Here is a 23,959-nt window from a genome sequence, read left to right on the forward strand (position 1 = left end):
CAATGGTGGGGAACCTATGCCGGTCAGCAAATACTATAGCATAACCGAGTTGACGCGCGAGTTTGGTGTATCGACACGTACGCTTCGGTTCTACGAAGACGAAGGATTGATCCATCCGGAGCGACGCGGACGCACGCGACTGTTCCGTCCGGCGGATCGGCGTCTGATCCAGGAAATCCTCCGTGGCCGGCGCATCGGTTTCACGATCGCGGAAATCCGCGAGATCATCCAGGTCTACAAAGAGCCACCCGGCGAGCTCGGTCAGTTGAAGCTCTTGATGAAACGCGTTGACGAGAAACGCGAAGATCTGCGCCAGAAGCGCAAGGATATCGACGATACCCTCGCCGAACTCGACAATATTGAAGAGGCGTGCCTCGGTCGGCTGGCCGACATCGGCGTCGGCACCTGATTATTGGGTGTTGGCGCTGCACTCGCTGGCAAGCGCCATGATCCGCCCGTCATCCGGCTTGACGGCGCCAGACTGGAATTCTGTGAAGAGGTTTTGCGCCTGTAGCGCATCAAGGGTGCACTGGCAGAAGCTGCGGCATAGCGCTTCGCCTTCCTGCATCATGCAAGAGGCATTGCATTGCCTCAGGTAGGTTTCGACCGGGTCCGGCTTAGCAGGCGGAACAATTAGGGATAGCCCGTAGGCGACCGCGATCAACACCGGCTGATGAATAAGGTAGAAGGCGAGGCTATGACGCCCAACCTTTGCCGGCAGGCTTGAACCCGTGCCAAGCTTGGCAAGCCTCTCGAGCAGCCCCGTCCTCATGGCAATCAGAGTCGCTGTCATGCCAAGCAAGAAGGACACCGCCCAGGGGAAGATCGGGACAAAGTCGTTCGATCTTTGCGGCATCTCCGCCAAGCCGATCCAGGCGAGGTAGCGCGGATTGAAGATCGGCGAGCGCAACAGATCCGGCGCGACCCATGTATCAACAACCCATGCCGCGGCAACAGCAGCGGTCGCGGCGATGGTGGCAGGCAAGGGCAGACGCAGGAAGACAAGCCCGAGCAGGCTTAGGACTGCGATGCAATGGAGGATGCCGAAGAAGATCCATTCGCCGGGGAAGACGAACCACGTCACCACTGAAATCGCAAGCGCTGCGGCGGCGATCATTGCAAGCCGCTTCCAGAACGACCGCCAGCGGATCTCCGGCGTGTTTGCGAGGACCAGGCTGACGCCGACAATGAACAGGAAGGTCGATGCGATGGCGCGGGCATAGAGCTTCAGCCAGCCGGTCTCAGCTGTACCTGGGGCGAGGTAGCCCATGAACTCCATATCCCAGGTAAAATGGTAGGTCGCCATTGCCAGCAGCGCGACACCGCGCGCTGCATCCAGCAAGCCGATGCGAGGCGGCCTGACGCTCACATGTGTTTCCGTTGCCAAAGCGGTCATTCACAGTCCCTCAGATGAGTCGCTGCCATCGGTAGACGGCTTGGCGCGGCGAACAGGAGGAAGGTGGAGATTTGATGGCGGTTGGACGTCCATGATCGCCAGCCGCGCCTCGGAGAAAAACTGCCGCCTCGTCAGCACGACAATCACGATCGTTGTCGTCAGCATGAAGACATAGGGGTTGATGAACCAGCCGAGGTAGCCAATCGATAAGAAGATGGCGCGCAGCCCTTCGTTGAAATGGCCTGCTGCAATGATGTTCATCCGGATGACGCGTTCCGCCGCCCGCTCGGCGGCAATCACATCCTGTTCGGTGTCACGCATCATCGGAATCGAACCGAAAAGGATCGTGCAATAGTTAAATAGGCGATACGACCAACCAAACTTGAAAAAGGCATAGCCGAAAAGCGCTGCCAGGCCGCCGACCTTCATTTCAAAGACGGCATGCCCGCTATGAAAGACGTAGGGCAAGTCGGCGAAGACGGCATCAACCTTTTCCGTGGCGCCCAGCAGGGCAAAGCAGCTGCCGATGGCGAAAATCGACGTCGATGCAAAGAATGCGGTGCCATTCTGCAGGCCGGCCATGATCTGGGTGTCGATCATCTTCAAATCGCGCCGCAGCGAATTGTAGATCCACTCGCGCCGGCGTTCCCGCATGGCATGGGTGAGGCTAGTTCTGCCGAAGAAGCTCGAGCTGTGCAGCAGGCGCGCATAGCCGAACCAGATTGCTGCAAAGAAGACCAGTGCAATGTAATCCGCTGTCGTCATCATTATATTGAATCAGGCTCCCGTCGCCGCGCCACTCTACAGATGCGGGCGCACGTCGCAATGACTGGCAAGTCGCAGCACTTCGTTTTACAGATGTCGCACGCGTGAAATGCCATGTCGGTCCATCGCAGGGATCGTGAGAGCCGGTAGCGTAGGTTTGCGCAGCAACTTAACAGGACGCAGTCATGTTCCTTTCCGTTTTCGACGTCTTCAAGATCGGTGTCGGGCCCTCCAGTTCGCACACAATGGGTCCGATGACTGCCGCCAACCGATTCCTTGATCTCATTCTGTCGAACGACTGGCCGCGCCCGACTTCTGGCGCCCAGGTCGCGTCGATAAAGGTCAGCCTGCACGGTTCGCTCGCGCATACCGGGATCGGACACGGGACGGGCAGGGCGGTCATCCTCGGCCTGATGGGCGAGCAGCCTGACAGCGTCGATCCGGACAAGATGGACGGCATCATCAGCAAGGTGGAGCGCTCCGGCCGCATCTCGCCGCCCGGGCATCCGAGCTATGGCTTTCAGCCGAAAACCGACCTGGTTTTCGACAAGAAGCAGCCGTTGCCGGGCCACGCCAACGGCATGTCGCTTTCCGCTTTCGACAAGGACGGTCGGATGCTGATCAAGCGCATCTATTATTCCGTCGGCGGCGGCTTCGTCGTGACTGACACCGAACTCGAGCAGATGCGCGCGAAGAAGAAGACACCCTCCGATTCGCTGAAGGTCCCGTATCCTTTCTCTTCGGCCAAGCAGATGCTCGACATGGCCGCGCGTTCCGGCCTCTCGATCGCCCAGATGAAGCGCGCCAATGAGGAAACGGAACGCAGCCGTGAGGAACTGGACGCAGGTCTTGATCGGATCTGGGAAGCAATGCGCTCCTGCATCGAACGCGGCCTCAAGGTCGATGGCATCATGCCAGGCGGGCTGAACGTTCGCCGCCGCGCTCGCTCGATCCACGACAAGCTGCAGGAGGAATGGCGCAGCAACCGCATCAACCCGCTGCTCGCGAACGATTGGTTGAGTGTCTACGCCATGGCCGTCAACGAGGAGAATGCTGCCGGCGGCCGCGTCGTGACCGCTCCGACGAACGGTGCTGCCGGCGTCATTCCAGCAACGATCCGCTACTACGAGCATTTTCACGATGATTGGGACCAGAACGGCATCCGCGACTACCTGCTGACCGCGGCGGCGGTCGGTGGGATCATCAAGCACAACGCCTCGATCTCCGGCGCCGAGGTCGGCTGTCAGGGCGAAGTAGGCTCTGCGGCCGCCATGGCGGCTGCCGGTCTTGCTGCGGTCATGGGCGGCACGCCAGAGCAGATCGAGAACGCCGCCGAAATAGCGCTGGAGCATCATCTTGGCATGAGCTGTGATCCGGTCGCGGGCCTCGTGCAGGTTCCCTGTATCGAACGAAATGCCCTCGGCGCGGTCAAGGCGGTTACAGCCGCCTCGCTTGCGATCAAAGGCGACGGCAAGCACTTCGTTCCGCTCGACGCGTGCATCGAAACCATGCGGCAGACGGGCAACGACATGAGCGAGAAGTACAAGGAGACATCCACCGGCGGCCTTGCTGTCAATGTCGTGGAGTGTTGACTTTGTGGACATGCGACTTGCCGCTTGACGCTGCCTGATAAAAGGACTTCAACGGCGGCATGGCATTGCATCTGATCAAACTGTGTGTCGGCGCGGACTCGATCGACGATCTGCGTGAATGGGTCGCCGAACGCTCTCTCAGGGCGATCGCGGCCGGGCTGGAGCCGCATTCCGTGCATACGACGAGGATGGTCCCGAAGCGCGTCGAGGAATTGCTCGACGGCGGTTCGCTCTACTGGGTGATAAAGGGGCAAGTTCAGGCGCGCCAGAAACTTCTCGACATCCAGACTTTTACAGATGGCGAGGGAATCTCACGTTGCCATCTTGTGCTGGGGCCCGAAGTCATCGAAACGGCGGTACAGCCGAAGCGTGCGTTCCAAGGCTGGCGCTATTATCCGCAGGACGATGTGCCGCGCGATCTGAACAGCCTCGGAGAGGGAATTGCCGAAATGCCCGCGGACCTTCGCCGCGAGCTCTCTGAACTCGGCCTACTCTGACTATCAGCGCAGGCGCAGCGTAACCGGCGACCGCCCTTCAGGGCAGGTGACGTGAAGGTGGATACTGGCTTCCGCCTGCGAGCAACGCCATGCTCGCGCGCCGTGGCACAGCAACAGATTGATCAGGTCCTTAGTCTTTGCCGATTTCGGCTTCTGCCGCTGCAACCCAACTTCTGCCAGTCGCAAGGCAGCCTCGTGCAGTGGGTGCAAACCGGCTCGCGGATTCTTGCCGGTTACCCGACCATGTGGCGGAAACTCCGGAACATTCTCGTTGATCGCCATTCTCATCCTCGTACGCATTACAAACCGAGTCTCAGAACTTCGTCGGATCAAACACACCGATCACGACGCTTTGGACTGCCGCCTGCAATATCAGGCGGCAGTTCTTTGATCATTGGGCCGTGGCCCAGCACTTCACGCCGGCACGCTTCAGCGCGTTGCAGGCGTTTACTGCAGAGCGCTGGTCATCGAAGCCGCCGAAGCGGGCGCGATAACTTCCTGCATTTGCGACTGCGATAGGCCTGGCGGAGCGCAGAGCCTTGCCAGCCTTGTCCTTGGCGCTGTCGAGCAGATCCATGGCGCCTTCCTTGCTGGCAGACACACCGATCTGGACGGCCCAGCCGGCAAGCTGCGGCTCCTTGGTCGAAGCGGTCGTCAACTCGTCGACAGAGGTATCACCCTGCTCAGGCGGCACGTAGGCGGGCGCAGGCGTCGGCGTAGCCGCAGAGGCCTGCTTGATCGCCTGCGTCTTGACCTTCGTCGGCGCCGGCATTTCCTGCTGGAGCAGCGGGTTGTCGGACTTGGACTTGGCGACGTCTGCATAAGCGACCTGCGCAGATGCTGGCTGATAGCGGGTATCAGGGGCCGGCGCCGTGCGCGGCAGGGTGACTTCTGGCGCAGCCGATGCGACGCGCGTTTCTGCGATAGGCGCTGCGGGTTGCGGCGCGGACCGGGCGATCAGGTCCGAGGAACCGCCACGGCTGGAGGCCTTCGGCAGATAGGCTGCGATCAACTTGCGCATCTGGTTGTCACGGGCAGGGGTCGAAGCGCCGCCGAGAACAACGCCAACGATCGATTTGCCATCGACTTGAACGGAACTCACCAGATTGAAGCCGGCCGCGCGGGTATAGCCAGTCTTGATGCCATCGACGCCGCGGACGGAGCCGACAAGGCGGTTATGGCTACGGATGACGCGGCTGCCAAACTTAAAGCTCTGCGTGGAGAAATAGCCGTAGTACTGCGGAAAATGCTGCCGAAGGGCGATACCGAGCCGAGCTTGGTCACGCGCCGTCGTCATCTGTGCGGTATTCGGCAGGCCATTGGCATTGCGGTAGGTCGTGCGCGTCATACCGAGCGCATGCGCCTTGGCGGTCATCACCTGCGCGAAGCGATCTTCCGAACCGGCTAGCAGCTCGCCGAGAGCCGTGGAGGCATCGTTGGCCGAAAGCGTGACAAGGCCGAGAATCGCCTGCTCGACGGTAATCGTGCCACCGGGGCGCACACCAAGTTTTGTCGGCGCCTGGGCGGAAGCATGTGCGGAGAAGGGAACAGAAGTGTCCAGACGAATGCGACCCTGCTCCAACGCCTCGAAGGTCAGATAGAGAGTCATCATCTTGGTGAGGGATGCCGGATACTGCAGGCGATCCGCGTTCTCGCTGTAGAGAACGTTGCCAGTCTTCGCATCAACGACGATGCCAGCATATTTCGAGTTGGCAGCCTCCGCATCGGCATCGATCGAGTCGGCCATGACGACAGCGGCAGCGAGAGACAGCGCCGTGATCGCTCTTATCAGGAAGTTGCGGGATCGCGATGGGGATACGGAGGAGACTGACCTTGGCACTATTCTACTCTTCGCTTGCATTTCGGATATTAGAGAGATCGCCCACCCTCCTGGCACGATCCCTCTTTCGGCAAATTATCCGCCCTGGGTTACCAATCCGTTTATGATTAATCGTTTGTTTCGCCGCATCGGATCATTCTAGCGACCTGTCGCAGAAGCGTTCACAAGTCGAGCCTCCACAAAGTGGCGAATAGCGGCATCAATATGGTCCCAATCAGGCAGATGCGCGCTCGAGAACCGATAAAGCACAGTTAAATCGCGACCGACTCTGATGTCGCGCTGGCAATCGCCGCTGCTGGCCGTCTGCGGCGTCAACGGCAAGGCGCAGCGCACGACATAGGCGGGGGCATCGGCACTTGGCGCCGTCAACAGAACCTCGTCCGCGTAACCAGCGTCACCTCGCAAGTGATGTAGCGTCATTCCATTGGCAAAGGGCACGCTCTCGCCCTCGATCAGGTGCGAGTAGATCGGTTCCAGGCGCCCCGACATGTCCTTGGACATCGTGCTTTGCGCGATCTGTAGGAAAATGAGGCCCGACGACTGGGCAATATCATCGAAGCGCTCGCGATGCTCCTTGCTGTAGCCCTGCATTTCAGGCCAGGTGAGGTAGAGGTCCGCGCGCTCGGAGAGGCCGTCGCGTCGCTGGCTGGGAAAGCGCAATGTGTTTTCCGGCAGTCGAAGCGTATCGCGGCCGATCGTCAAAGTTATCGGAGCCGTTGAGTCCGTGTTGCCGGCGAGTGATATACGGGCGCCGAACCAGCGCCCCCCGAAACTGATGACGAGCGTCAATGCTGCAAGGCAGGCAATAGCGACCGTAACGCGGACGATGAATCTGGTCGACAGGAGAGGAGATTCCTCGACCTCGTGGGCACGATGCACTGGGTAGCTCATGGCGGCTTTCGGATGTCAGACCGCCGCGATAAAAACAGGAGCCGTCGGTGCCTATGGTGATTTTGCCTATGATCCGGCAGCCACAGTTAACGAACAATTAAATGGCCCATTTGGACGCAGCAAAAAAGAACCGCTCCCGGGACAGCGGGAGCGGCTCTACAGCGCCGGTCAGGGACGGGGATGCGGGGACGACCGGGGCCGCATGGGGTGTGGCCGGCAATCCGGCGATGTGGCGTTTACTTGACGCTGCCGACTGCCACGGCGCGGCCGTCCTGCAGCTTGACCCAACGGGCCGGATCGTCGGCGGACTGGCGCTTGAGGTAGGTGTATTCGGTGTCTGCCCAAAGCATGACCTTGTTTCGCATGTTATCGAGGATGAAATCGCCACGATCCGTGCGGACGGTCAGCACTGCATGGCCTTCGCCACTTGGCTGCAGGACGACGGTCATCAGCAAATCGGAAGGCGAGAAGCCGGCATCGATCAACATCTTGCGCTTCAGCAGCGCATAGTCCTCACAATCACCAACCGAACGAGGATAGGCCCAGCGCTCCTCGACCCCGTAGATTTCCTTGTCGGTCAACGGCGAGATCGACGAATTGACCTGGTAGTTTACCTTGAGAATGGTCTTCCAGCGCTCTTCCGTCAGAAGGAGCTCGCCTTGATCGCCGGCCGCGTTCGCACAATCGGCGGGCAGTTCCTTGCAGAATTGATAGGCGCCGATCGGCGGGCTCGCGTTGCCGACAACCGTCATGTTTAGGGAGCTCGCTTGTCCCGAACCCACCGTCGCGATCAGCATCGCAGCAGCGACCAGACCGCCTTTGATGAAAGTTGTTACCGTCATTTATTGTCTCCCCGTTGTGAGGAGAACTTGACACAGACGTTTTTACCCTGCGCAAAATTACGCAGTTAAATTAAAGGCTTAGTTGATTCAAACACGCGGAGAAATCGACTAAAAACAAGATCAAATGCCGCTAAAGTTTGAAGGACATTCGCGCCAATTTTGATTCAAATTGTCGGTTTCTCGAAAAGATGTCGGGCGGTCTAAGGGCGCATATTGGGACAAGTTGTTAACGCGGCAGCCCAATCCCGAACTTCGGGAAACCTTTGTTTACCATCCGCATTAGCGGCGGCACTGGCACGCGTCTCGGCTGAGACCACCAAAACGGCTTGGAAATCGGCAAATTGGCCGCCAGTTGCGAGTTGGGAAGCAAATTATTTTTTGAGGAGTTTCGCGAAAAACGTCAGTCGCATCGATGATCGCACGCGCCAAACTGTCTTACGACACCGAATGCGCGGCATCTTCTGCGATAACGAGCCGACTCTCCGGCCAAGCCCTCGACAGTTCCCATGCTGTCACGAACGTATCTGCCATATCGGCGGCATTCGGGAGGCTTCGGCCGCAATTGCGCTGATCGAAGAGGATGATCCGGTAGACCGAAGGATCAAAAATAGCGGCGAGCGGATGTCGAGCAACCGGAGCCAGGGCCGCCGTGCAGGTAGAGAGCGAGAGCTCCATCCGGATTGCCGCAAGCCTCCCAATAGAGTTGCTGCCCGGCGCCCATATCGAGAAAGCCGTGCTCGTAAGGCTCTATTTCAGGATAGAGAATCGTCATGCGCCACCCAATTCGGTAGCCCCATGCACGACGCGCCTGTGACGGCGATCAGAGAAATTCGCGAAGCGTTTCCCGCGACTGAAGCGACAGAAACTCGATCGCGACCCCTTCCACGAAATGGCGGACAACGCGGCCACGCATATTGCCGAGGCGGAGCGGGGTGCCGATCGGCGGACGGACGTCGAGATCGACTGCGGCGCCCGAGAGCGACAAGTCCATAATTCGGCATTCGTAACGCGCACCGTCTTCCAAGGTGATCTCGGTTTTGGTCTCGCGCGGCGTCAGGCGGTCGTGACGACGGTCCTCGGGAAGGCCGAGTTCGTGCTTATTGGCCAGCCAGGTGAGTTGCGCCGCAAGTTTCTCGCGCTTGCGTTCGGTTGCATGGATCGACATCGAGAAACCGCGACCATCAACCGTCTGCACATAGCCTTCGACGCGACCCAGGTGATCGATGTAAGCAACGACACGCTCGTTAGCACGGGGACGTCCCTGGCAAGTCACATACATATCGCCCGGCGACATGTCGACCACGAGGCACTCATACTCCTCGTAGTTCGCCAGCATCAGCCGGCCCTGCATATTGATGGGCACGCGTTGAAAGGCACCTTGTTCGAGGCGAGGCGCAGTCCGTTGAGTTTGAACTTGCTGGAACGCGTGCATCAAAGGGCTTCTTCATGAAATACTACCAGCCGATCTTTACCCGCAATCCCTTAACAGAAGGTTGTTCAGGTTCGTCCCCTATGCACCCAATCGGTTGTGTCGAATCGAGACGGCGGGTGTGTCGGGCTCAGCAAATAGGCCCGACATGACGCGGCGCATCGTATCGGCAATCGATGGCGGACGCGGGAACTGCGGACGCTCATCGTCAAACTCCGTTTCATCACGCTCGTCCTCGTTGCCGAGCCGCTCGTGCATCAATCGGCTGCGATCAAGAGCAAGGAACTGCAACGGCACGACTTCCAGCCACGTTGCCGCGACCGCGGGAGCGATCGCGCCCAACAGCTTATCGCATTCGGCGCCCTCGGAGCGCAGTGGCAGCAGGATTATTTCAAAGCAGGCACTATGGCCGGCCGTGGTGAAACCTGTGGCGTTGATCAGCGTGGGGATTGCGTGCGCCATAACGCCAGCAGCAATATGCTCGATATCGTCACTCCCATGCGTCCAGAGGTCTGAAAACGCGGTCCCTCCGAGATCACGTCCAAAGAGGTCGCAGATGCGCGTTCCGGCAAGACGGAATGCGATCCGTCCCGTTTCGCTGGCTTCGAGCAGGAACACACTTGAAAGAATCTGTCGCAAATCCGTCGGTTCAACCTGCGACCGCAGTGGCGCCAAGTCACGACCGCGGATGCGATTCCAATATTCGAATAGGTCGATCGTTGTTTTGATACGCATTGTGGCACCGGCTGTTTCATTTCAAATCAGAATACGGCCGTCATGGCCTTGTACTGGGACGCGGTGCGTAATTCATGCCAACTCGCAGCAGTTAAGGTTAAAGAAGGGTTTCGATTGAGCGTGGAGCTGTCCCATGGCAGTGTTTGCCCATCGCTTCCTGTCTTCGGGAAGTTCAGCACAGACTGTCGGGCGCCGAGGCATTCTCGGAACGCTCGAGGGCCGTCCGGTCTTTGCCGGACGGCTTTTTTTTTGACTTGCCGTCCTGTAAGGCTGTGCCGCAATTCAAGCGAGGACGAAGATGAACGAGCACTCGGTCGAGCCGCAAGCGGCGATGGAGCCCCCGGCAACACCGCCGCCGGCACCGATCTTCAATCTTCCCGGTCCGGTGCTCACAGCGCTTGCGCTCCTGGGGCTGATTTACGCTGTTCAATCACTTCTTCTGTCCGGCGGTGGTCTCGACTGGCTGTTCTTCAATTTCGGGTTCATTCCGTTGCGCTACATCACGCCGTTGTCCGAGCAGGGACCTCAGCTTTTCTGGACGCCGATCACCTATTCGCTCCTTCACGGCAGCATCGAGCACATCGTTTTCAACGGACTATGGCTCATGGCCTTCGGCACACCGGTAGCGCGGCGAATTGGTACGTCTCGTTTCATTGTTTTCTGGGTGCTATCGGCGATCGCGTCAGCCGCTCTCCATGCCGTCCTAAATTGGGGCGCGGCTACGCTGCTGATCGGCGCGTCCGGGGTCGTGTCTGGCCTAATGGGCGCTGCCTGCCGCTTCGCTTTCCCACCCGAACGGCGGATCGCCCCGCCAGCGCATCTCAATACACGTCTTTCGATACGCGACGCGTTTCGCAGCCGCACGGTCGTTGCATTCATTCTCTTTTGGTTCGTCGGCAACCTGCTGATTGCGGTCGGCGTCCCGCTGATCGGTGACGGATCGCAGGCAATCGCCTGGGACGCTCACATCGGAGGGTTCATTTTTGGCTTCGCTCTCTTCGGTCTTTTTGACCGGGAACCGCCCGAGAAACCGACAATTTCAGAGACATCGGATATATTGCAATCTTGAGAGTTGGAGTGCACCATTCGAACTGATCCGCGATGGGAGGAGTAAACCGCTGCGGATGCCTGTGATCAGTAGAAGTGCTTCACTTTCGACATAGGAGGTTCAAAATGTCCAATACAGTCAAAGCCATACTCGACGCAAAGGGCAGGGATGTGGTGACCGCCGGTCCGCATACAACCGTTTCCGAAGCTGCCGTGATTCTCAGCAAGAAGAAGATTGGCGCTATCGTCATCGTCGGGATGGAAAACAAGATTTCCGGGATTTTTACCGAGCGCGACGTGGTTCACGCGATCGCTAAGGCGGGAGCAGCCTGTCTCGATCAGCCGGTTGCATCGTTGATGACCGCAAAGGTTTATCGGTGCCATGAAGATTCGACCGTGAACGACTTGATGGGGCTAATGACAAGCCGCCGCTTCCGTCACGTTCCCGTTGAAACCAACGGCAAGCTCGTCGGTATCATCTCGATTGGTGACGTCGTGAAGACACGCATCGCGGAGGTCGAACTGGAATCCGAGCAGATCAAGGCCTACATTGCCGGTTGAACGCATCGCCGGCCCCTACAGGGAGCCGGCGAATAGTTCCTGCATCCGTTTCAATTCGGGAAGCCTCAGCTTGGCTTCCTGGTAGCCGCGTTCGATGGCTTCGCCGGCGCGATGGAATTCCGAGAGACCGATATCGCCAAGGCGCGGCTGAATCGATATATCCGGCGGGTCGCCCGCCAAGCGGGCCCGCGCAATCCTGTCCTGGATGATGTTAAAGGCCTGCACCATTACGCCGGTCATGCCGAGCTTGGCGTAAGGCGCCTCTTCGCGCCGCTGGACCTCGGACGGCGAGAGCGTGGCGTTGTGTCTGACGACCGCCGATCGACCGTAGAGATCGTAGTTCAGGTTGACGGCGACCACAAGCGGCTGCTCGTAAGCGCGGCATACCGAAACGGGTACCGGATTGACCAACGCACCGTCGACGAGCGTTCGTTGGTTGCTGCGAACTGGCTCGAAAATACCCGGTAGTGCATAGGAGGCGCGAAGCGCCGTGATCAACGAACCATTGGCAATCCAGACCTCGTGGCCGGTGTTGACTTCAGCGGCAACGGCGACGAACGGCCGGTCCAGATCTTCGACATTCAGCCCCTCCAGATGCTCCTGCATCCGCTTCGTCAGCCTCATGCCGCCGAACAAGCCGCTGCCGCCGATGGTCAGGTCAAGCAGGCTGGCAATCCGGCGCATCGTCAGCGAACGGGCGAACGCTTCCAGCTCATCGAGTTTGCCGGCGAGATAGCAGCCGCCAACCAGGGCACCGATGGACGTTCCGGCAACCATGCCGATCTCGATACCTTCCTCATCGAGGGCGCGCAGGACACCTATATGGGCCCAGCCGCGCGCGGCGCCTCCGCCCAATGCAAGGGCAAGCTTTGTTCTCTTTGGGGCAGGTGCGGGAGCAGGAGCGAGAGGAGTATTCATGTCTGGCGCGGTCGGGCTGCTGGCATTGGACGCGCCCGCTTCGGAGCTTTGGCGGTACAAACCCCAATTCAGCATTGCTCGTCTCCCTCCCGGCAAACAATTAAAAACGAACTATATTAGTGTCCCGCGTCCCTTTCCAATTCGTATATAGGCGTAGATTTTGGCCCAATAAGAGGCAATTGCCTGCTTTTATGTCTCTTTTCCATAGACTTCGGTCGGGTCGAACTGGAGCTCGTCGTCGACGATTTCGAGCATCGGCTTTCCGTCTTCGAGGTTCACGGTCCTATAGAAACACGACCGCCGGCCAGTGTGACAGGTCGCGTCATGGCCAGCGACCTCAACCTTCAGCCAGATGGCATCCTGATCGCAATCCGTACGGATTTCCTTGACCATCTGGGTGTTCCCAGACGTCTCGCCCTTGATCCAGAGCTTGCCACGCGAGCGGCTGAAGTAATGCGCTTTGCCGGTCTGGATGGTCAGGGCGAGGGCCTGCGCATTCATATGCGCCACCATCAGCAACTCGCCATCGGTGGCGTCGGTGACGATCGCGGTGATCAGGCCGCGATCATCGAACCGCGGCGTGAAGTCGCCGGCGTCCTCGAGTTCTGATTTATCGTCGGACGGTGCATTGAACGCAAAGGGCATCATCGCGGCTTTCTTAGATGAAGCCGTATTCAGCGGCTCCGGACCATAGACATGAATCGGGCTTGATCAGCCGGCTCAGTTTTAAACGTTCCGGTAAATGTTGTCGTCAATGTGGTGGAGCCCTGCTTTTGCACACCGCGCATGGCCATGCACATATGTTCTGCTTCGATCATCACTGCAACACCGCGCGGAGCGAGCGTTTCATCGATCGCTTTTGCGATTTGGGCGGTCATGGTTTCCTGCGTTTGCAGGCGACGGCCGTAGATCTCAACGACACGGGCGATCTTCGAAAGGCCGAGCACCTTGCCGTCCGGCATGTAGGCGACATGCGCCTTGCCAATGATGGGCACCATATGGTGTTCGCAGTGCGAGAAGAACGGAATGTCCTTCACCAGAACCATGTCGTCGTAGCCGGCAACTTCTTCGAAGGTGCGGCCAAGCACGTCTTCAGGGTCCATATCATAGCCGGCAAACAGCTCACGATAGGCTTTGGCCACACGCGACGGTGTGTCGAGCAAACCTTCACGCGATGGATCGTCACCTGCCCAACGCAGGAGCGTGCGAACGGCGTCCTCAGCCTCTTTCTGGCTGGGCCGATCGGCATCGAGATCGGCGGGGGTCTGCGGAAAATTCTTGATGATGGCGTCCATATGTAACAGTCTCCTGATCCGCTTTACGGATCGTCTTTCGGACTAGCCACTGGCAATTCCACTCAAGGGAATTCATGCACCTTTGGCAGGCTCCGGGGCTTTCAGGGCTTGGTTTGCGGCCCTTCCGGCACGGTTTCCCAATCAAACTTAGCCGAGGCCATTGCATTTTTCTGGCCTTCGACCGACATACATATAGGAAAACGGCATCTGTATGTAAGTCTCCCGGCACGACACGCTGTGTTTTTCTTTTGTGCTACAATGAGCTTTGAGGCGCCGATCCGCATGAATTCTGGAGCGGAATCCACGATGGACGACATCTACAACAGCAAAATTCTCGAATTTGCGGGCAATATTCCGCTGATCGGCAATCTACCGGATGCCGACGCCAGCGCCCAGGCGCACTCCAAGCTTTGCGGTTCCAAGGTCAAGATTTGGCTGAAGATGGATGGCGATACCGTGAGCGGTTTTGCCCACGACGTCAAAGCCTGCGCACTCGGCCAAGCGTCCTCCTCAATCATGGCCCGCCATGTCATCGGCGCCAATACGACGGAACTACGCAAGGCGCGCGCGGACATGCTGGCGATGCTGAAGGCGGACGGCGAGGGGCCGGAAGGCCGGTTCGAGGACATGCGCTATCTCCGCCCGGTGAAGGATTACAAGGCGCGACATGCCTCGACGATGCTGACCTTCGACGCCGTCGTCGATGCGATCGGCCAGATTGAGGCCAAGCGCGCTGAAACCATCGAAGCGTGAGCAACACCACCGATGTGTGAATTCTGTTCGATCAATCGCGATGATGAAGACGAGGGGGGCGCTGCTGCTCCCCGCACAGCCTCGCGTTCCTATTCCCGCAATTACGCCGGCCCGTTTCACAAGACCCCAGGCAGGGTGCTCGGGATGGGTTTCATTCGCGCTTATCAACTGACCCTGTCCGGTTTTATCGGCAATTCATGCCGCCACATCCCGACCTGCTCTGAATACGGCTATGAGGCGGTAGCGCGCCATGGACTGTGGAGTGGCGGCTGGATGACGCTGTTTCGTGTCGCCCGTTGCGGGCCGGGTGGCACGAGCGGGCTCGACCCGGTTCCCGAGCAGCTCGGCGAGCGCTTCCATTGGTGGACGCCCTGGCGCTATCTCGCGCTTGGCCGTAAGGCGGCCGAGGGATGAGGCAACGCGTATTTTGGGCCTTTCGTCACGGCCACGATGTCACCCTCAAGGATATTCTTGACGATCTTCCCGAGGACGGCAGGGAGTTCCGGAAGGCATGATTTACGTGGCGCTATTGCACAGCATCGTGCTTGCGCCCGGAAGACGCGTCGTGATGTCAGACCTTCGCGACATGGCAACGGACATCGGATACCGAAATCCGCGGACCCTGGTCTCCACCGGCAACATCGTCTTCGAGGCCGAAGCCGTGGCGCTCGTCGATATGGAGGCCACTCTCGAGGCAGCCTTCAGAGCACGGTTCGGCAAACCGGTCGATATCATCGTGCGCAAGGGCACCGACTGGCAGAAGCTCGCGAAGTCCAATCCGTTCCTGGACGGTGAGGGCAGCCAAGTGATCGTGCGCGTGATGCGCAAGCCACTACCAGCGGCTGCCATGGCGACGCTTCGCCCTTATGCCGATCCGACGCAACGTATGGCGCTCACTGGCGGCGATCTTTGGATCGATTTTGCCGACAAGCCGAGCCAATGGAAGTTGCTTTCGGCGTTGACGACCAAGCGCATGGGCGTCGGCACGTTGCGAAACTGGAATACGGTTCGTGGCCTGGCTGAAATGATCGGCTAAGCCGGCTTTTTCTTTACTCAAGCAGCAAATCTCGGTATCAGGCGGCGGCGCATTCGTACGGACGAAGCGCTTCATTGCAACCACCCGCATTCGTTGGCGGGACTGGACAAGGAGAATTCTAAATGTCCCAATCCGTTTCCCTGACATTTCCCGACTGTTCCGTGCGCAGCTACGATGCTGGCGCAACCGGCAAGGATGTCGCCGAATCCATTTCCAAGTCCCTTGCCAAGAAGGCCGTCGCGATCGCCATCGATGGTCAGGTCCGCGATCTTTCCGACCCGGTGACGGCAGGCACAATTGAAATCATCACCCGCACCGACGGCCGCGCGCTGGAATTGATCCGGCATGACGCAGCCCACGTGATGGCGGAAGCCGTACAGGAACTCTGGCCCGGCACGCAGGTCACGATCGGTCCTGTTATCGAGAACGGTTTCTACTACGACTTCGCCAAGAACGAGCCCTTCACGCCGGACGATCTGCCCAAGATCGAAAAGAAGATGAAGGAAATCATCGCTCGCAACGCGCCGTTCACCAAGCAAGTCTGGTCGCGCGAGAAGGCCAAGGAAGTTTTCGCAGCCAAGGGCGAAAGCTACAAGGTCGAACTCGTAGACGCGATTCCCGCCGGCCAGGATCTGAAGATCTATTACCAGGGCGACTGGTTCGACCTTTGCCGCGGACCGCATATGGCGTCCACCGGTCAGATCGGCACGGCGTTCAAGCTGATGAAGGTCGCCGGCGCCTATTGGCGTGGCGACAGTAACAATCCGATGTTGACCCGCATCTACGGCACGGCATTCGCCGAGCAGGTTGATCTCGACAATTACCTGCACGTGCTTGCGGAAGCCGAAAAGCGCGATCATCGTCGCCTCGGCCGCGAAATGGATCTCTTCCACTTCCAGGAAGAAGGTCCGGGCGTTGTCTTTTGGCACGGCAAGGGCTGGCGCATGTTCCAGACGCTGGTTGCCTATATGCGCCGCCGCCTCGCCGAAGACTACCAAGAGGTCAACGCGCCGCAGGTGCTCGACAAGTCGCTGTGGGAAACCTCCGGCCACTGGGGCTGGTACCGCGACAACATGTTCAAGGTCACGGTTGCCGGCGACGACACCGATGACGACCGTGTCTTCGCGCTGAAGCCGATGAACTGCCCCGGCCACGTGCAGATCTTCAAGCATGGCTTGAAATCCTACCGTGAACTGCCGATCCGCCTTGCGGAATTCGGCACCGTGCATCGCTACGAGCCGTCAGGCGCGCTCCACGGGTTGATGCGCGTGCGCGGCTTCACGCAGGACGATGCGCACATCTTCTGCACCGACGAGCAGATGGCGGCCGAGTGCCTGAAGATCAACGACCTGATCCTCTCGGTCTACAAGGACTTCGGCTTCGACGAGATCACCATCAAGCTTTCAACGCGCCCGGAAAAGCGCGTCGGCTCAGACGACCTTTGGGATCGCGCCGAAAGCGTGATGACCGAGGTGCTGGAGACGATCCAGCAGCAGTCGAACAACATCAAGACCGGCATCCTGCCGGGTGAGGGCGCATTCTACGGTCCGAAGTTCGAATATACACTGAAGGACGCCATCGGCCGTGAATGGCAATGCGGCACGACGCAGGTCGATTTCAACCTACCGGAACGCTTCGGCGCCTTCTACATCGACAGCAACTCCGAAAAGACGCAGCCGGTGATGATCCACCGCGCCATCTGCGGCTCGATGGAACGCTTTCTCGGCATCCTGATCGAGAATTTCGCAGGACACCTGCCGCTGTGGGTATCGCCGCAACAGGTCGTCGTCGCAACGATCACGTCGGAGGCAGATGGCTACGGCGCCGAAGTTGCGGCAGCCCTGCGCGACGCCGGGCTGGCGGTCGAAACCGACTTCCGTAACGAGAAGATCAACTACAAGATCCGCGAGCATTCCGTTACGAAAGTTCCCGTCATCATCGTCTGCGGCAAGAAGGAAGCGGAAGAGCGCACGGTCAACATTCGTCGCCTCGGCAGCCAGGAGCAAACCTCGATGTCGCTTGACGAAGCGATCGCAAGCCTGGGGCTCGAAGCAACACCGCCGGATATCCGTCGCAAGGCCGAAGCCAAAAAGGCGAAGGCGGCCTAGTTGATACGCATCTGACGGCGCCCACAGGCGCCGTCAGAAGTATGTCACGTATCCGCGATATAGCCATCGCATTGATGAGGAGGGGATATTCCCGACGCGGATTTGCGCTTTGAACAACTATCCTGCGGGAATGATCGCGACGTCAGGCTGTACAACCTCTGGCGTACCGACATCGTCGGCAAGAGCGATCGCGTGTTCGGAAAGATGCTGGATTTCATCGACGTCCAACTCAACATCAGCGGCAACTGGCCGATCAACGACATTCCTAAAGACCCGATCGTGATCGTTGCCAACCATCCCTTCGGCATCGGTGACGGGATCGCCGTATTGGCGCCCCGCGAAGATGCGAAAGATCACCTGACGGTCATCCGACCGATCAATCAGTCGGCATCAGCGCCGCCGGTTGCGCCCTGCAACTGGTCGTAGGAGGGAAGGGGCTGGGGCCCGGAAGAGGCTTGTCCCGGCTGCGGGTCAGCCTGGAGTTGGACCGTTCTTGCGGCTGCGGTGGGTGCTTCAGGCTGGACATCCTTCATGAGCACTTCGATGTCAGTATTCTTGCCGGCCTCGACCTTGAAATCGCGCTGGTAGATCTTATCCTTGTTTCGCGCAACGGCGGAGTATTCACCTTCGGCAAGCACCATGGTCGGGAAGGCGCTGACACTTTCACCGACGCTGTCGCCGGCGGCCGTCAGGATCGACCAGGCGGTATCGGCGATCGCCTCGCCTCCCGCTTCCGACACCAGCTTGAAGGTGATCTGCGCCGCCTTATGCTGGATCGTGGCTTCGGTGAGCTTGCCCGCCTCCACCTGAATGTCGGCTCGGATCGAGGCGTTCGTTTCACCGTATTCTGAAATAATGTGGTACGTGCCCGCATTCAGGCGAACCACGGTGTTGGGGGGCACGTCGGCCATGACGAGGCCCCGCTCGCCGTCTTCACGCACCTCGGCAGAATAGATGGAGAAACTGAGTTGATCCGGTCGGATGCGGACATCGGAGCCCGACACCGCGTTCAGAAGCAATCCGCCTGCCTCCAGCACCATCGTCTGCTTGCCGACCGTCCCGTCTTCGGGAACCGTGAGTTTGCGGGTGACGCCGGCGCGGCCGAAGGAGACGTTGACGAAATAGTCTCCCGGCGCGAGCTGGAAGTCCGCGGAGCCGCCCTGCGACGATGCGATCAGGGGGAGTTTGCCGTCGGAGCCGGCCATGGGGCTGAACACGTACCAGGACAGACCGTCTTGGACCGCATCACCATTGGCCGTCAGCTTTGCCTCAAGGGCGACCTCGCGCAGCTTCGAGCCCTGCGGCGCCGTGCCCGGAGCAATGAAGGCGTTCAGCTTCGGCATCTTTGCCGTCGTGTCGAGTTGCTTGAAGGTCTGGAAGGCCTCCTGCGCCTGGCCGCTCAACGGCAGCAGGGCAGCGAAAACGAAGGCGAGGCTTGTGCGTGCAAATGGCGAAATGCCAACCATGTGTCGTGCGAACCAATTGACATCTGAAATCACAGAGGCCACTTCAAGACCAACGCGATGGCAAATTCAAGACCCATCCCCAATGCTGTCATGAAAATGGAAGTCTCTCCCGCATGAAATCGGATATCAAGCTGATCGACTATCTCGGCGTGCGCCGTTCTATCCCTGCGTTCCAGATGTCCGAGCCCGGACCTGACAAGACCGAGATAGAGGAGATTTTGCGTCTGGCCTCGCGCGTGCCCGATCACGGCAAGCTGGCACCTTGGCGTTTCATCGTCTATCGCGGCGAAGAGCGTGCCCGGATCGGCCAGGAACTGCTGAAGCTCGCTCTTGCGGCCAAGCCTGACCTTTCAGAGGAAATGATTCAGGTGGAGCGTACCCGTTTCACCCGTGCGCCCGTGGTCGTCGCTGTCGTCAGCAAGGCCGGGCCGCATATCAAGATTCCGGAGTGGGAGCAGCTGATGTCTGCCGGCGCAGTCTGCCTCAACATCATCTTCGCCGCGAACGCCCATGGATGGGTCGCCAACTGGCTGACCGAGTGGTTCGCCTACGACGAGCGTGCCTATGGATTGCTTGGCGTAAACTCCGGCGAAAAGATCGCCGGCTTCATTCACATGGGATCGACGACATTTCCCGCCGTCGAGCGTCCGCGCCCGGAACTAACAGAGACGGTCACCTGGGTCGGCGGAGAGGCCTGATGTTCTATACCACCGATACCAACCGGCACGGCTTGGCGCACGACCCGTTCAAGGCGATCGTCGCACCTCGCCCCATCGGCTGGATCGGCAGCAAGGGAAGGGATGGCTCGATCAACCTCGCGCCGTATTCCTTTTTCAACGCGGTTTCCGACCGCCCAAAGCTTGTGATGTTCTCCTCTGCCGGTCGCAAGCACAGCCAGCGCAATGCTGCCGAAACCGGCGAGTTCACCTGCAACTTTGTCAGCCGAAGCTTGCTGGAGAAGATGAATGTTTCATCAGCGGCCGTGGAGTACGAAGTCGACGAGTTTGCGCTGGCCGGCCTGACGGCAAGGAAGGGCGAGCTTGTCGACGCACCCTACGTCGCGGAAGCCTTTGCCGTACTGGAATGCAAGGTTACCGAAATCCTCGTGCCAAAATCACTCGCCGGCGAAGAATCCGAGAACGTGGTGGTCTTTGGTCAAGTCCTGGGCATACACGTCGATGAAACGATCATCCGCGACGGCCGCCTCGACATGGCGCTCGCTAGGCCGGTCGCGCGCATGGGCTATATGGACTACAGCGAAGGCAGCGACGTGTTCGAAATGCTCCGGCCACAGCCCAGACCTTAACGAACATAGTGAACCAATCATAAACTTTTTGAGCATACCGTAGTCCTACTGATTGGAGTGCGATCGAATCGCATTCGGGCATGGGGCACACGGGTGATCGTAGAAGCATTTCTTCGTTGGGTGGAAACCGCCAAAGCCGGAGACAGGGCCCGCGCGGCAAATGCCCTCGGCAGGGCCTACCTGCAGTCCGAGATGGCCGCCGAAGAGCGCGCCGCGGCCGAGATGGCGATGACTTTCCTGCTTGACGACCCGTCCCCCAAGGTGAGGCTGGCGCTGGCCGAGGCGATCTCATGGTCTCCGGACGCGCCACGTGCCGTTATTCTTTCGCTGGCAGCAGACCAGCCGGAGATTGCCTCGCACGCCGTCACATGCTCTCCCTTGTTGTCGGATGCGGATCTTGTTGATCTCGCAGCCGGCGGCAGCGAGATCACGCGTATGCTGATCGCGGCCCGCGGCATGATCTCACGGCCGGTTGCCGCTGCGCTTTGCGAGATCGGCGAAGAAGAAGCCGTCCTGTGCCTTTTGGAAAACGAAGGAGCAGTGATCGCACCTTGCTCCCTGAAAAGGGTTGCTGATCGCCTCGGCCACCACTGCGAAGTCCGCAACCTGCTCCTGGATCGCGGAGATCTGCCGGCAGACGCACGCCAGTTGCTTGCCCAGCATGTCAGCATCGCTCTCGTCAATCTGCCACTGGCGCAGGCGACGATCGAAGCGAGCCGGCTGCACCGAATCAGCAGGGAAGCCAATGAAGCCGCCATTGTGTCGATCGCAGGCGAGATTACGTCGCACGAAATTTCGGACCTGGTCGAACACTTGCGAGCGAGCGGCCACCTGACGGCATCGTTCCTAATGCATGCGCTCTGCTCCGGGAAAGTGGAGTTCTTCGCCTGCGCGATCGTCAATCTTACGGGATGTGAAGAACGTCGCGTGCGTTCCATCCTTGCCACCGGACGCATGCATGCAGTGCGCGCCCTATACGAATCGGCCGGGCTTGCCCGCGAGATCAGCGTGATCTTCGTCGAAGCAACGCTGCTGTGGCGGGAAGCATCGAAAAACCTCTCCGCGACCATGCTCGGCGACGTCTGCGGCAGCCTGCTCCGGAAGTTCCGCGGGCATACAGCGCACGGTGCCGTCCAAGAGCTGCTCGAGATGGTAGAGAGGCTGCATATTGCGGAGCAGCGGCAGCGTGCGCGCGCTTACGCGCAGGTGACCGCTCTCGCCGCAGCTTAGTAGCTAAGACGCTTCGCGACCCACGAATAGCTTCCCGAAACGAAATGGACAGGCGAAGCCAGCGCTGCCTTCATATCACCGCCCGACGGCAGATGCGCACGCACCTGATCTGCGACCCGATCAGCGAAGACCGACAGCCTACCTTGCGTTTCGACCGGAGTGGACGGTGTTGGGGCGTTCTCCACCACGGTCTTCGGCACTTCCGGTGGTGTGGAGGGCTTCGATGGCTCGCAGACGGCAATGACGGTCGGGTAGCTGACATTCGTATAGTGCTTGAGCTGCCTCTCGGAGTCGGCGTCGCACATGGCCACCGTCTGCCATTGCTCCCCGACAGTCGCGATGTAGTTGCATTGCGTGACTGAGTCATTGCAGCCCAAGATCGTCATTGCAACCAGTATCGCTTGCATAGTATTGCCTTTTGAATATTGAAACTCCGCCCGTTAGATGCTGAAATTCCAACAGAATGAAGGCGCACCGCATTAACTTTTCGTCATGCAGGGCGCGCCGAAAATAGGAAAATCCCGTGTCCCTTTCGATTGCTCTGGAACCACCTCGTCAGGAAGGCGTGCTCCGCCTGCTCGACATGTCCGACGCCTATGCGCAGTCGCTTTATCCGCCGGAAAGCAATCACCTCGTCGATGTCTCGTCTTTGGAGAAGCCGACGGTCAGCTTCTTCGTCGCCCGCCACGACGGCGCGATCGTTGGCTGTTCCGCGCTGGTGGAGGCGGGTGACGGGACCGCAGAAATCAAACGCATGTTCGTCGACCCCAAGGCGCGCGGCCTAAAGGTGGCGAGCAAACTCATGAACGCGCTCGAGGCGATAGCGGTAGAAAAGAGCCTCCGGGCCGTCAGGCTCGAAACCGGCATCTACCAGCCGGAAGCAATCGCTCTTTACCGCAAATACGGCTATGTCCAAATCGAGCCATTCGGCAGCTATCTTCCAGATCCGCTTAGCCTGTTCATGGAAAAACAACTGGCCTGATCATTCAGCCGCGCGGGATGTGGGAGGCGCCTGTTCGTCGATCATGACTTGTGGACCGCTTTCGGCGTTGCGCACCTCGTGCATCCACTCACGCCAGATCGCGACGATGAGCGCCATCAGCACCGGCCCGATGAAAAGGCCGAGAAAACCCATGGTCTTCACACCACCGACGAGGCCGAAGAACGTCGGCAGGAATGGCAGCTTGATCGGACCGCCGACGAGCTTCGGACGCAGCGTCTTGTCGACAATGAAGAGTTCGACCGTTCCCCAAACGAAGAGACCGACACCGGCAATGTGCGAGCCGCTGGCCAGCAGATAGACCGACACCAGGGTAAACGAGAGCGGCGCGCCGCCCGGTATCAAGGCCATGATGCCGGTCAGGACACCCAGCGTCACGGGCGAGGGGACACCTGCGATCCAGTACGCGACGCCAAGCACGATGCCTTCGCCGATCGCAATCAGCGTCATGCCCATGACCGTCGAACTGATAGTTGCCGGGACGACGCGGGAAATCCGCTCCCACCGGTTCGGGAGGATGCGCTCGCCCAGCATGTCGATCTGACGTGAGAACGCGGAACCGTCACGATAGACGAAGAACAACGCGATCAGCATGAAAAGCAGAGTCAGCAGTAGATGGAAGGCGCCGCCGCCTGCCGCCAGAATCGCCCGATAAATGTTACCGATATTGGCTCCGCTGACGGCCTGGATGACCTCACCCATCGAACCGGGGCTGCCAATATATTTGGTCCATAGCTCATCGAGGTAAGGACCGGCGAAGGGCAGGGCGATAATCCACTGTGGCGTTGGAGCGCCCGATCTGTTTGCATGCACAGCCCAGGCGACCCATTCACGCACCTCTCCTGTGGTGTAGGTCACGGCGAAAACGATCGGCAAGACGAGGAATGTGACGATCAGGACAATCGCGATAGTGGCGGCGATTGTCGTGTTTCCGCTGACACGCTCGAGCAACCGGCGATAAAGCGGCCAGCTTGCAAAACCAATGACAAGCGCGGCCAGCACTGGAACAGCAAAGCCGTAGAAGAAGTAGACGCCAGCCGCGACAACGAGAACCAGCAGCCAGCGCGCTGCAGAGATCGAGGGAATTAGAGGCGTGCGGGCAGGGCCTGAAGGGCCGAGCCATCGCGACTCTCGCTGGATATTGTTGTTCGGAAGGCTCACGTCGTTCTTTTCCCCCTATTTTGACTATGGATATGGGCCATGCATCCCTCGGGCGCAAGCGCAATGACCGATTTATGCCGTCGACACCGCG

General features: G+C 59.4%; 28 protein-coding genes and 1 pseudogene. 14 read left to right on the top strand and 15 right to left on the bottom strand.

Annotated elements, in window-relative coordinates; all coding sequences use genetic code 11:
* Positions 1-16 precede the first annotated feature (16 nt).
* On the top strand, positions 17-409 hold the full coding sequence (locus FHT77_RS23195) for a MerR family transcriptional regulator (RefSeq protein WP_016554043.1): 393 nt from the start codon (positions 17-19) through the stop codon (positions 407-409).
* Here FHT77_RS23195 and FHT77_RS23200 read toward each other — a convergent pair whose 3' ends face one another.
* On the bottom strand, positions 410-1,396 hold the full coding sequence (locus tag FHT77_RS23200; RefSeq protein ID WP_183757196.1) for a heparan-alpha-glucosaminide N-acetyltransferase: 987 nt from the start codon (positions 1,394-1,396) through the stop codon (positions 410-412).
* Complete coding sequence (locus FHT77_RS23205; RefSeq protein WP_183757290.1) at positions 1,397-2,161, bottom strand: DUF599 domain-containing protein; 765 nt, start codon at positions 2,159-2,161, stop codon at positions 1,397-1,399. It lies immediately after the preceding gene.
* A 185-nt stretch (positions 2,162-2,346) separates the two neighbouring features.
* On the opposite strand from FHT77_RS23205, the gene FHT77_RS23210 reads away from it, so the two are divergent.
* Positions 2,347-3,753: an L-serine ammonia-lyase gene (locus tag FHT77_RS23210; RefSeq protein WP_183757197.1), complete on the top strand. Its 1,407-nt coding sequence runs from the start codon at positions 2,347-2,349 to the stop codon at positions 3,751-3,753.
* A gap of 59 nt (positions 3,754-3,812) precedes the next feature.
* Positions 3,813-4,250, top strand: a complete 438-nt coding sequence (locus FHT77_RS23215; RefSeq protein WP_016554039.1) for a DUF1489 family protein — start codon at positions 3,813-3,815, stop codon at positions 4,248-4,250.
* Positions 4,251-4,253: 3 nt separating this feature from the next.
* On the opposite strand, the gene FHT77_RS23220 is transcribed toward FHT77_RS23215, so the two are convergent.
* The 7 genes and pseudogenes from FHT77_RS23220 to FHT77_RS23250 all read right to left on the bottom strand — a co-directional run bounded on the left by FHT77_RS23220 (position 4,254) and on the right by FHT77_RS23250 (position 9,987).
* Complete coding sequence (locus tag FHT77_RS23220) at positions 4,254-4,532, bottom strand: hypothetical protein (protein WP_016554038.1); 279 nt, start codon at positions 4,530-4,532, stop codon at positions 4,254-4,256.
* Positions 4,533-4,641: 109 nt separating this feature from the next.
* Entirely contained in the window at positions 4,642-6,111 is a 1,470-nt protein-coding gene (locus FHT77_RS23225; RefSeq protein WP_183757198.1) for a serine hydrolase, read from the bottom strand.
* A 117-nt stretch (positions 6,112-6,228) separates the two neighbouring features.
* Positions 6,229-6,981 (bottom strand): hypothetical protein, encoded by a 753-nt coding sequence (locus FHT77_RS23230; protein WP_183757199.1) that lies wholly within the window; start codon positions 6,979-6,981, stop codon positions 6,229-6,231.
* Positions 6,982-7,217: 236 nt separating this feature from the next.
* Complete coding sequence (locus FHT77_RS23235) at positions 7,218-7,823, bottom strand: transglutaminase-like cysteine peptidase (RefSeq protein ID WP_183757200.1); 606 nt, start codon at positions 7,821-7,823, stop codon at positions 7,218-7,220.
* A 498-nt stretch (positions 7,824-8,321) separates the two neighbouring features.
* A pseudogene (locus FHT77_RS23240) lies at positions 8,322-8,595 on the bottom strand (prolyl aminopeptidase); the annotation flags it as partial.
* A 48-nt stretch (positions 8,596-8,643) separates the two neighbouring features.
* On the bottom strand, positions 8,644-9,255 hold the full coding sequence (locus FHT77_RS23245; protein ID WP_114712739.1) for a PilZ domain-containing protein: 612 nt from the start codon (positions 9,253-9,255) through the stop codon (positions 8,644-8,646).
* Positions 9,256-9,333: 78 nt separating this feature from the next.
* A complete protein-coding gene (locus FHT77_RS23250; protein ID WP_183757201.1) occupies positions 9,334-9,987 on the bottom strand; it encodes a PAS domain-containing protein in 654 nt (217 codons plus the stop codon).
* A gap of 298 nt (positions 9,988-10,285) precedes the next feature.
* Here FHT77_RS23250 and FHT77_RS23255 point away from each other — a divergent pair, with 298 nt between their 5' ends.
* Positions 10,286-11,056 carry a rhomboid family intramembrane serine protease gene (locus FHT77_RS23255; protein WP_183757202.1) on the top strand — a complete coding sequence of 257 codons (771 nt, stop codon included), beginning with the start codon at positions 10,286-10,288 and terminating at the stop codon, positions 11,054-11,056.
* Positions 11,057-11,160: 104 nt separating this feature from the next.
* On the top strand, positions 11,161-11,595 hold the full coding sequence (locus FHT77_RS23260; protein ID WP_183757203.1) for a CBS domain-containing protein: 435 nt from the start codon (positions 11,161-11,163) through the stop codon (positions 11,593-11,595).
* 15 nt (positions 11,596-11,610) lie between these two features.
* Here FHT77_RS23260 and FHT77_RS23265 read toward each other — a convergent pair whose 3' ends face one another.
* The 3 genes from FHT77_RS23265 to folE form a co-directional block, all read right to left on the bottom strand.
* Complete coding sequence (locus FHT77_RS23265) at positions 11,611-12,588, bottom strand: patatin-like phospholipase family protein (RefSeq protein WP_183757204.1); 978 nt, start codon at positions 12,586-12,588, stop codon at positions 11,611-11,613.
* A gap of 114 nt (positions 12,589-12,702) precedes the next feature.
* Positions 12,703-13,161, bottom strand: a complete 459-nt coding sequence (gene hisI, locus FHT77_RS23270) for a phosphoribosyl-AMP cyclohydrolase (protein ID WP_183757205.1) — start codon at positions 13,159-13,161, stop codon at positions 12,703-12,705.
* A gap of 26 nt (positions 13,162-13,187) precedes the next feature.
* A complete protein-coding gene (folE, locus tag FHT77_RS23275) occupies positions 13,188-13,808 on the bottom strand; it encodes a GTP cyclohydrolase I FolE (protein ID WP_183757206.1) in 621 nt (206 codons plus the stop codon).
* A 306-nt stretch (positions 13,809-14,114) separates the two neighbouring features.
* Here folE and FHT77_RS23280 point away from each other — a divergent pair, with 306 nt between their 5' ends.
* The 5 genes from FHT77_RS23280 (at position 14,115) to FHT77_RS23300 (ending at position 18,131) form a co-directional block, all read left to right on the top strand.
* Complete coding sequence (locus FHT77_RS23280) at positions 14,115-14,561, top strand: iron-sulfur cluster assembly scaffold protein (protein WP_183757207.1); 447 nt, start codon at positions 14,115-14,117, stop codon at positions 14,559-14,561.
* A 12-nt stretch (positions 14,562-14,573) separates the two neighbouring features.
* Positions 14,574-14,975: a membrane protein insertion efficiency factor YidD gene (yidD, locus tag FHT77_RS23285; RefSeq protein ID WP_183757208.1), complete on the top strand. Its 402-nt coding sequence runs from the start codon at positions 14,574-14,576 to the stop codon at positions 14,973-14,975.
* Between the two features lie 97 nt (positions 14,976-15,072).
* Positions 15,073-15,597, top strand: a complete 525-nt coding sequence (locus FHT77_RS23290; protein ID WP_183757209.1) for a DUF1697 domain-containing protein — start codon at positions 15,073-15,075, stop codon at positions 15,595-15,597.
* A gap of 122 nt (positions 15,598-15,719) precedes the next feature.
* On the top strand, positions 15,720-17,705 hold the full coding sequence (gene thrS / locus FHT77_RS23295) for a threonine--tRNA ligase (RefSeq protein ID WP_183757210.1): 1,986 nt from the start codon (positions 15,720-15,722) through the stop codon (positions 17,703-17,705).
* Positions 17,706-17,807: 102 nt separating this feature from the next.
* Positions 17,808-18,131 (top strand): hypothetical protein, encoded by a 324-nt coding sequence (locus FHT77_RS23300; protein ID WP_409527470.1) that lies wholly within the window; start codon positions 17,808-17,810, stop codon positions 18,129-18,131.
* Here the strand turns inward: FHT77_RS23300 and FHT77_RS23305 are convergent.
* Positions 18,086-19,171, bottom strand: coding sequence for a hypothetical protein (locus FHT77_RS23305; protein WP_183757212.1), 1,086 nt, complete (start codon positions 19,169-19,171; stop codon positions 18,086-18,088). The two genes, FHT77_RS23300 and FHT77_RS23305, sit on opposite strands and share 46 nt — an antisense overlap.
* A gap of 113 nt (positions 19,172-19,284) precedes the next feature.
* Here FHT77_RS23305 and FHT77_RS23310 point away from each other — a divergent pair, with 113 nt between their 5' ends.
* The 3 genes from FHT77_RS23310 to FHT77_RS23320 all read left to right on the top strand — a co-directional run bounded on the left by FHT77_RS23310 (position 19,285) and on the right by FHT77_RS23320 (position 21,707).
* On the top strand, positions 19,285-19,869 hold the full coding sequence (locus FHT77_RS23310) for a nitroreductase (RefSeq protein ID WP_183757213.1): 585 nt from the start codon (positions 19,285-19,287) through the stop codon (positions 19,867-19,869).
* Positions 19,869-20,477: a flavin reductase family protein gene (locus FHT77_RS23315; RefSeq protein WP_183757215.1), complete on the top strand. Its 609-nt coding sequence runs from the start codon at positions 19,869-19,871 to the stop codon at positions 20,475-20,477. The genes FHT77_RS23310 and FHT77_RS23315 overlap by 1 nt, the downstream gene beginning before the upstream one ends.
* Before the next feature lie 93 nt (positions 20,478-20,570).
* On the top strand, positions 20,571-21,707 hold the full coding sequence (locus tag FHT77_RS23320; protein ID WP_183757216.1) for a DUF2336 domain-containing protein: 1,137 nt from the start codon (positions 20,571-20,573) through the stop codon (positions 21,705-21,707).
* On the opposite strand, the gene FHT77_RS23325 is transcribed toward FHT77_RS23320, so the two are convergent.
* Complete coding sequence (locus FHT77_RS23325) at positions 21,704-22,114, bottom strand: hypothetical protein (RefSeq protein ID WP_183757217.1); 411 nt, start codon at positions 22,112-22,114, stop codon at positions 21,704-21,706. The two genes, FHT77_RS23320 and FHT77_RS23325, sit on opposite strands and share 4 nt — an antisense overlap.
* A gap of 116 nt (positions 22,115-22,230) precedes the next feature.
* Here FHT77_RS23325 and FHT77_RS23330 point away from each other — a divergent pair, with 116 nt between their 5' ends.
* Complete coding sequence (locus FHT77_RS23330; RefSeq protein WP_183757218.1) at positions 22,231-22,689, top strand: GNAT family N-acetyltransferase; 459 nt, start codon at positions 22,231-22,233, stop codon at positions 22,687-22,689.
* On the opposite strand, the gene FHT77_RS23335 is transcribed toward FHT77_RS23330, so the two are convergent.
* Entirely contained in the window at positions 22,690-23,868 is a 1,179-nt protein-coding gene (locus FHT77_RS23335) for an AI-2E family transporter (protein ID WP_016554015.1), read from the bottom strand. It abuts the gene before it with no gap.
* Positions 23,869-23,959 lie beyond the last annotated feature (91 nt).

The organism is Rhizobium sp. BK181 (assembly GCF_014193305.1).
Taxonomy (GTDB): Bacteria; Pseudomonadota; Alphaproteobacteria; order Rhizobiales; family Rhizobiaceae; genus Rhizobium.

Excerpts from the sequence above, each read along its gene's own strand:
- FHT77_RS23195 (WP_016554043.1), top strand. The coding sequence starts at position 17 with ATGCCGGTCAGCAAATACTATAGCATAACCGAGTTGACGCGCGAGTTT.
- FHT77_RS23200 (WP_183757196.1), bottom strand. The coding sequence starts at position 1,396 with ATGACCGCTTTGGCAACGGAAACACATGTGAGCGTCAGGCCGCCTCGC.
- FHT77_RS23205 (WP_183757290.1), bottom strand. The coding sequence starts at position 2,161 with ATGACGACAGCGGATTACATTGCACTGGTCTTCTTTGCAGCAATCTGG.
- FHT77_RS23210 (WP_183757197.1), top strand. The coding sequence starts at position 2,347 with ATGTTCCTTTCCGTTTTCGACGTCTTCAAGATCGGTGTCGGGCCCTCC.
- FHT77_RS23215 (WP_016554039.1), top strand. The coding sequence starts at position 3,813 with ATGGCATTGCATCTGATCAAACTGTGTGTCGGCGCGGACTCGATCGAC.
- FHT77_RS23220 (WP_016554038.1), bottom strand. The coding sequence starts at position 4,532 with ATGGCGATCAACGAGAATGTTCCGGAGTTTCCGCCACATGGTCGGGTA.
- FHT77_RS23225 (WP_183757198.1), bottom strand. The coding sequence starts at position 6,111 with ATGCAAGCGAAGAGTAGAATAGTGCCAAGGTCAGTCTCCTCCGTATCC.
- FHT77_RS23230 (WP_183757199.1), bottom strand. The coding sequence starts at position 6,981 with ATGAGCTACCCAGTGCATCGTGCCCACGAGGTCGAGGAATCTCCTCTC.
- FHT77_RS23235 (WP_183757200.1), bottom strand. The coding sequence starts at position 7,823 with ATGACGGTAACAACTTTCATCAAAGGCGGTCTGGTCGCTGCTGCGATG.
- FHT77_RS23245 (WP_114712739.1), bottom strand. The coding sequence starts at position 9,255 with ATGCACGCGTTCCAGCAAGTTCAAACTCAACGGACTGCGCCTCGCCTC.
- FHT77_RS23250 (WP_183757201.1), bottom strand. The coding sequence starts at position 9,987 with ATGCGTATCAAAACAACGATCGACCTATTCGAATATTGGAATCGCATC.
- FHT77_RS23255 (WP_183757202.1), top strand. The coding sequence starts at position 10,286 with ATGAACGAGCACTCGGTCGAGCCGCAAGCGGCGATGGAGCCCCCGGCA.
- FHT77_RS23260 (WP_183757203.1), top strand. The coding sequence starts at position 11,161 with ATGTCCAATACAGTCAAAGCCATACTCGACGCAAAGGGCAGGGATGTG.
- FHT77_RS23265 (WP_183757204.1), bottom strand. The coding sequence starts at position 12,588 with ATGCTGAATTGGGGTTTGTACCGCCAAAGCTCCGAAGCGGGCGCGTCC.
- hisI (WP_183757205.1), bottom strand. The coding sequence starts at position 13,161 with ATGATGCCCTTTGCGTTCAATGCACCGTCCGACGATAAATCAGAACTC.
- folE (WP_183757206.1), bottom strand. The coding sequence starts at position 13,808 with ATGGACGCCATCATCAAGAATTTTCCGCAGACCCCCGCCGATCTCGAT.
- FHT77_RS23280 (WP_183757207.1), top strand. The coding sequence starts at position 14,115 with ATGGACGACATCTACAACAGCAAAATTCTCGAATTTGCGGGCAATATT.
- yidD (WP_183757208.1), top strand. The coding sequence starts at position 14,574 with ATGTGTGAATTCTGTTCGATCAATCGCGATGATGAAGACGAGGGGGGC.
- FHT77_RS23290 (WP_183757209.1), top strand. The coding sequence starts at position 15,073 with ATGATTTACGTGGCGCTATTGCACAGCATCGTGCTTGCGCCCGGAAGA.
- thrS (WP_183757210.1), top strand. The coding sequence starts at position 15,720 with ATGTCCCAATCCGTTTCCCTGACATTTCCCGACTGTTCCGTGCGCAGC.
- FHT77_RS23305 (WP_183757212.1), bottom strand. The coding sequence starts at position 19,171 with ATGGTTGGCATTTCGCCATTTGCACGCACAAGCCTCGCCTTCGTTTTC.
- FHT77_RS23310 (WP_183757213.1), top strand. The coding sequence starts at position 19,285 with ATGAAATCGGATATCAAGCTGATCGACTATCTCGGCGTGCGCCGTTCT.
- FHT77_RS23315 (WP_183757215.1), top strand. The coding sequence starts at position 19,869 with ATGTTCTATACCACCGATACCAACCGGCACGGCTTGGCGCACGACCCG.
- FHT77_RS23325 (WP_183757217.1), bottom strand. The coding sequence starts at position 22,114 with ATGCAAGCGATACTGGTTGCAATGACGATCTTGGGCTGCAATGACTCA.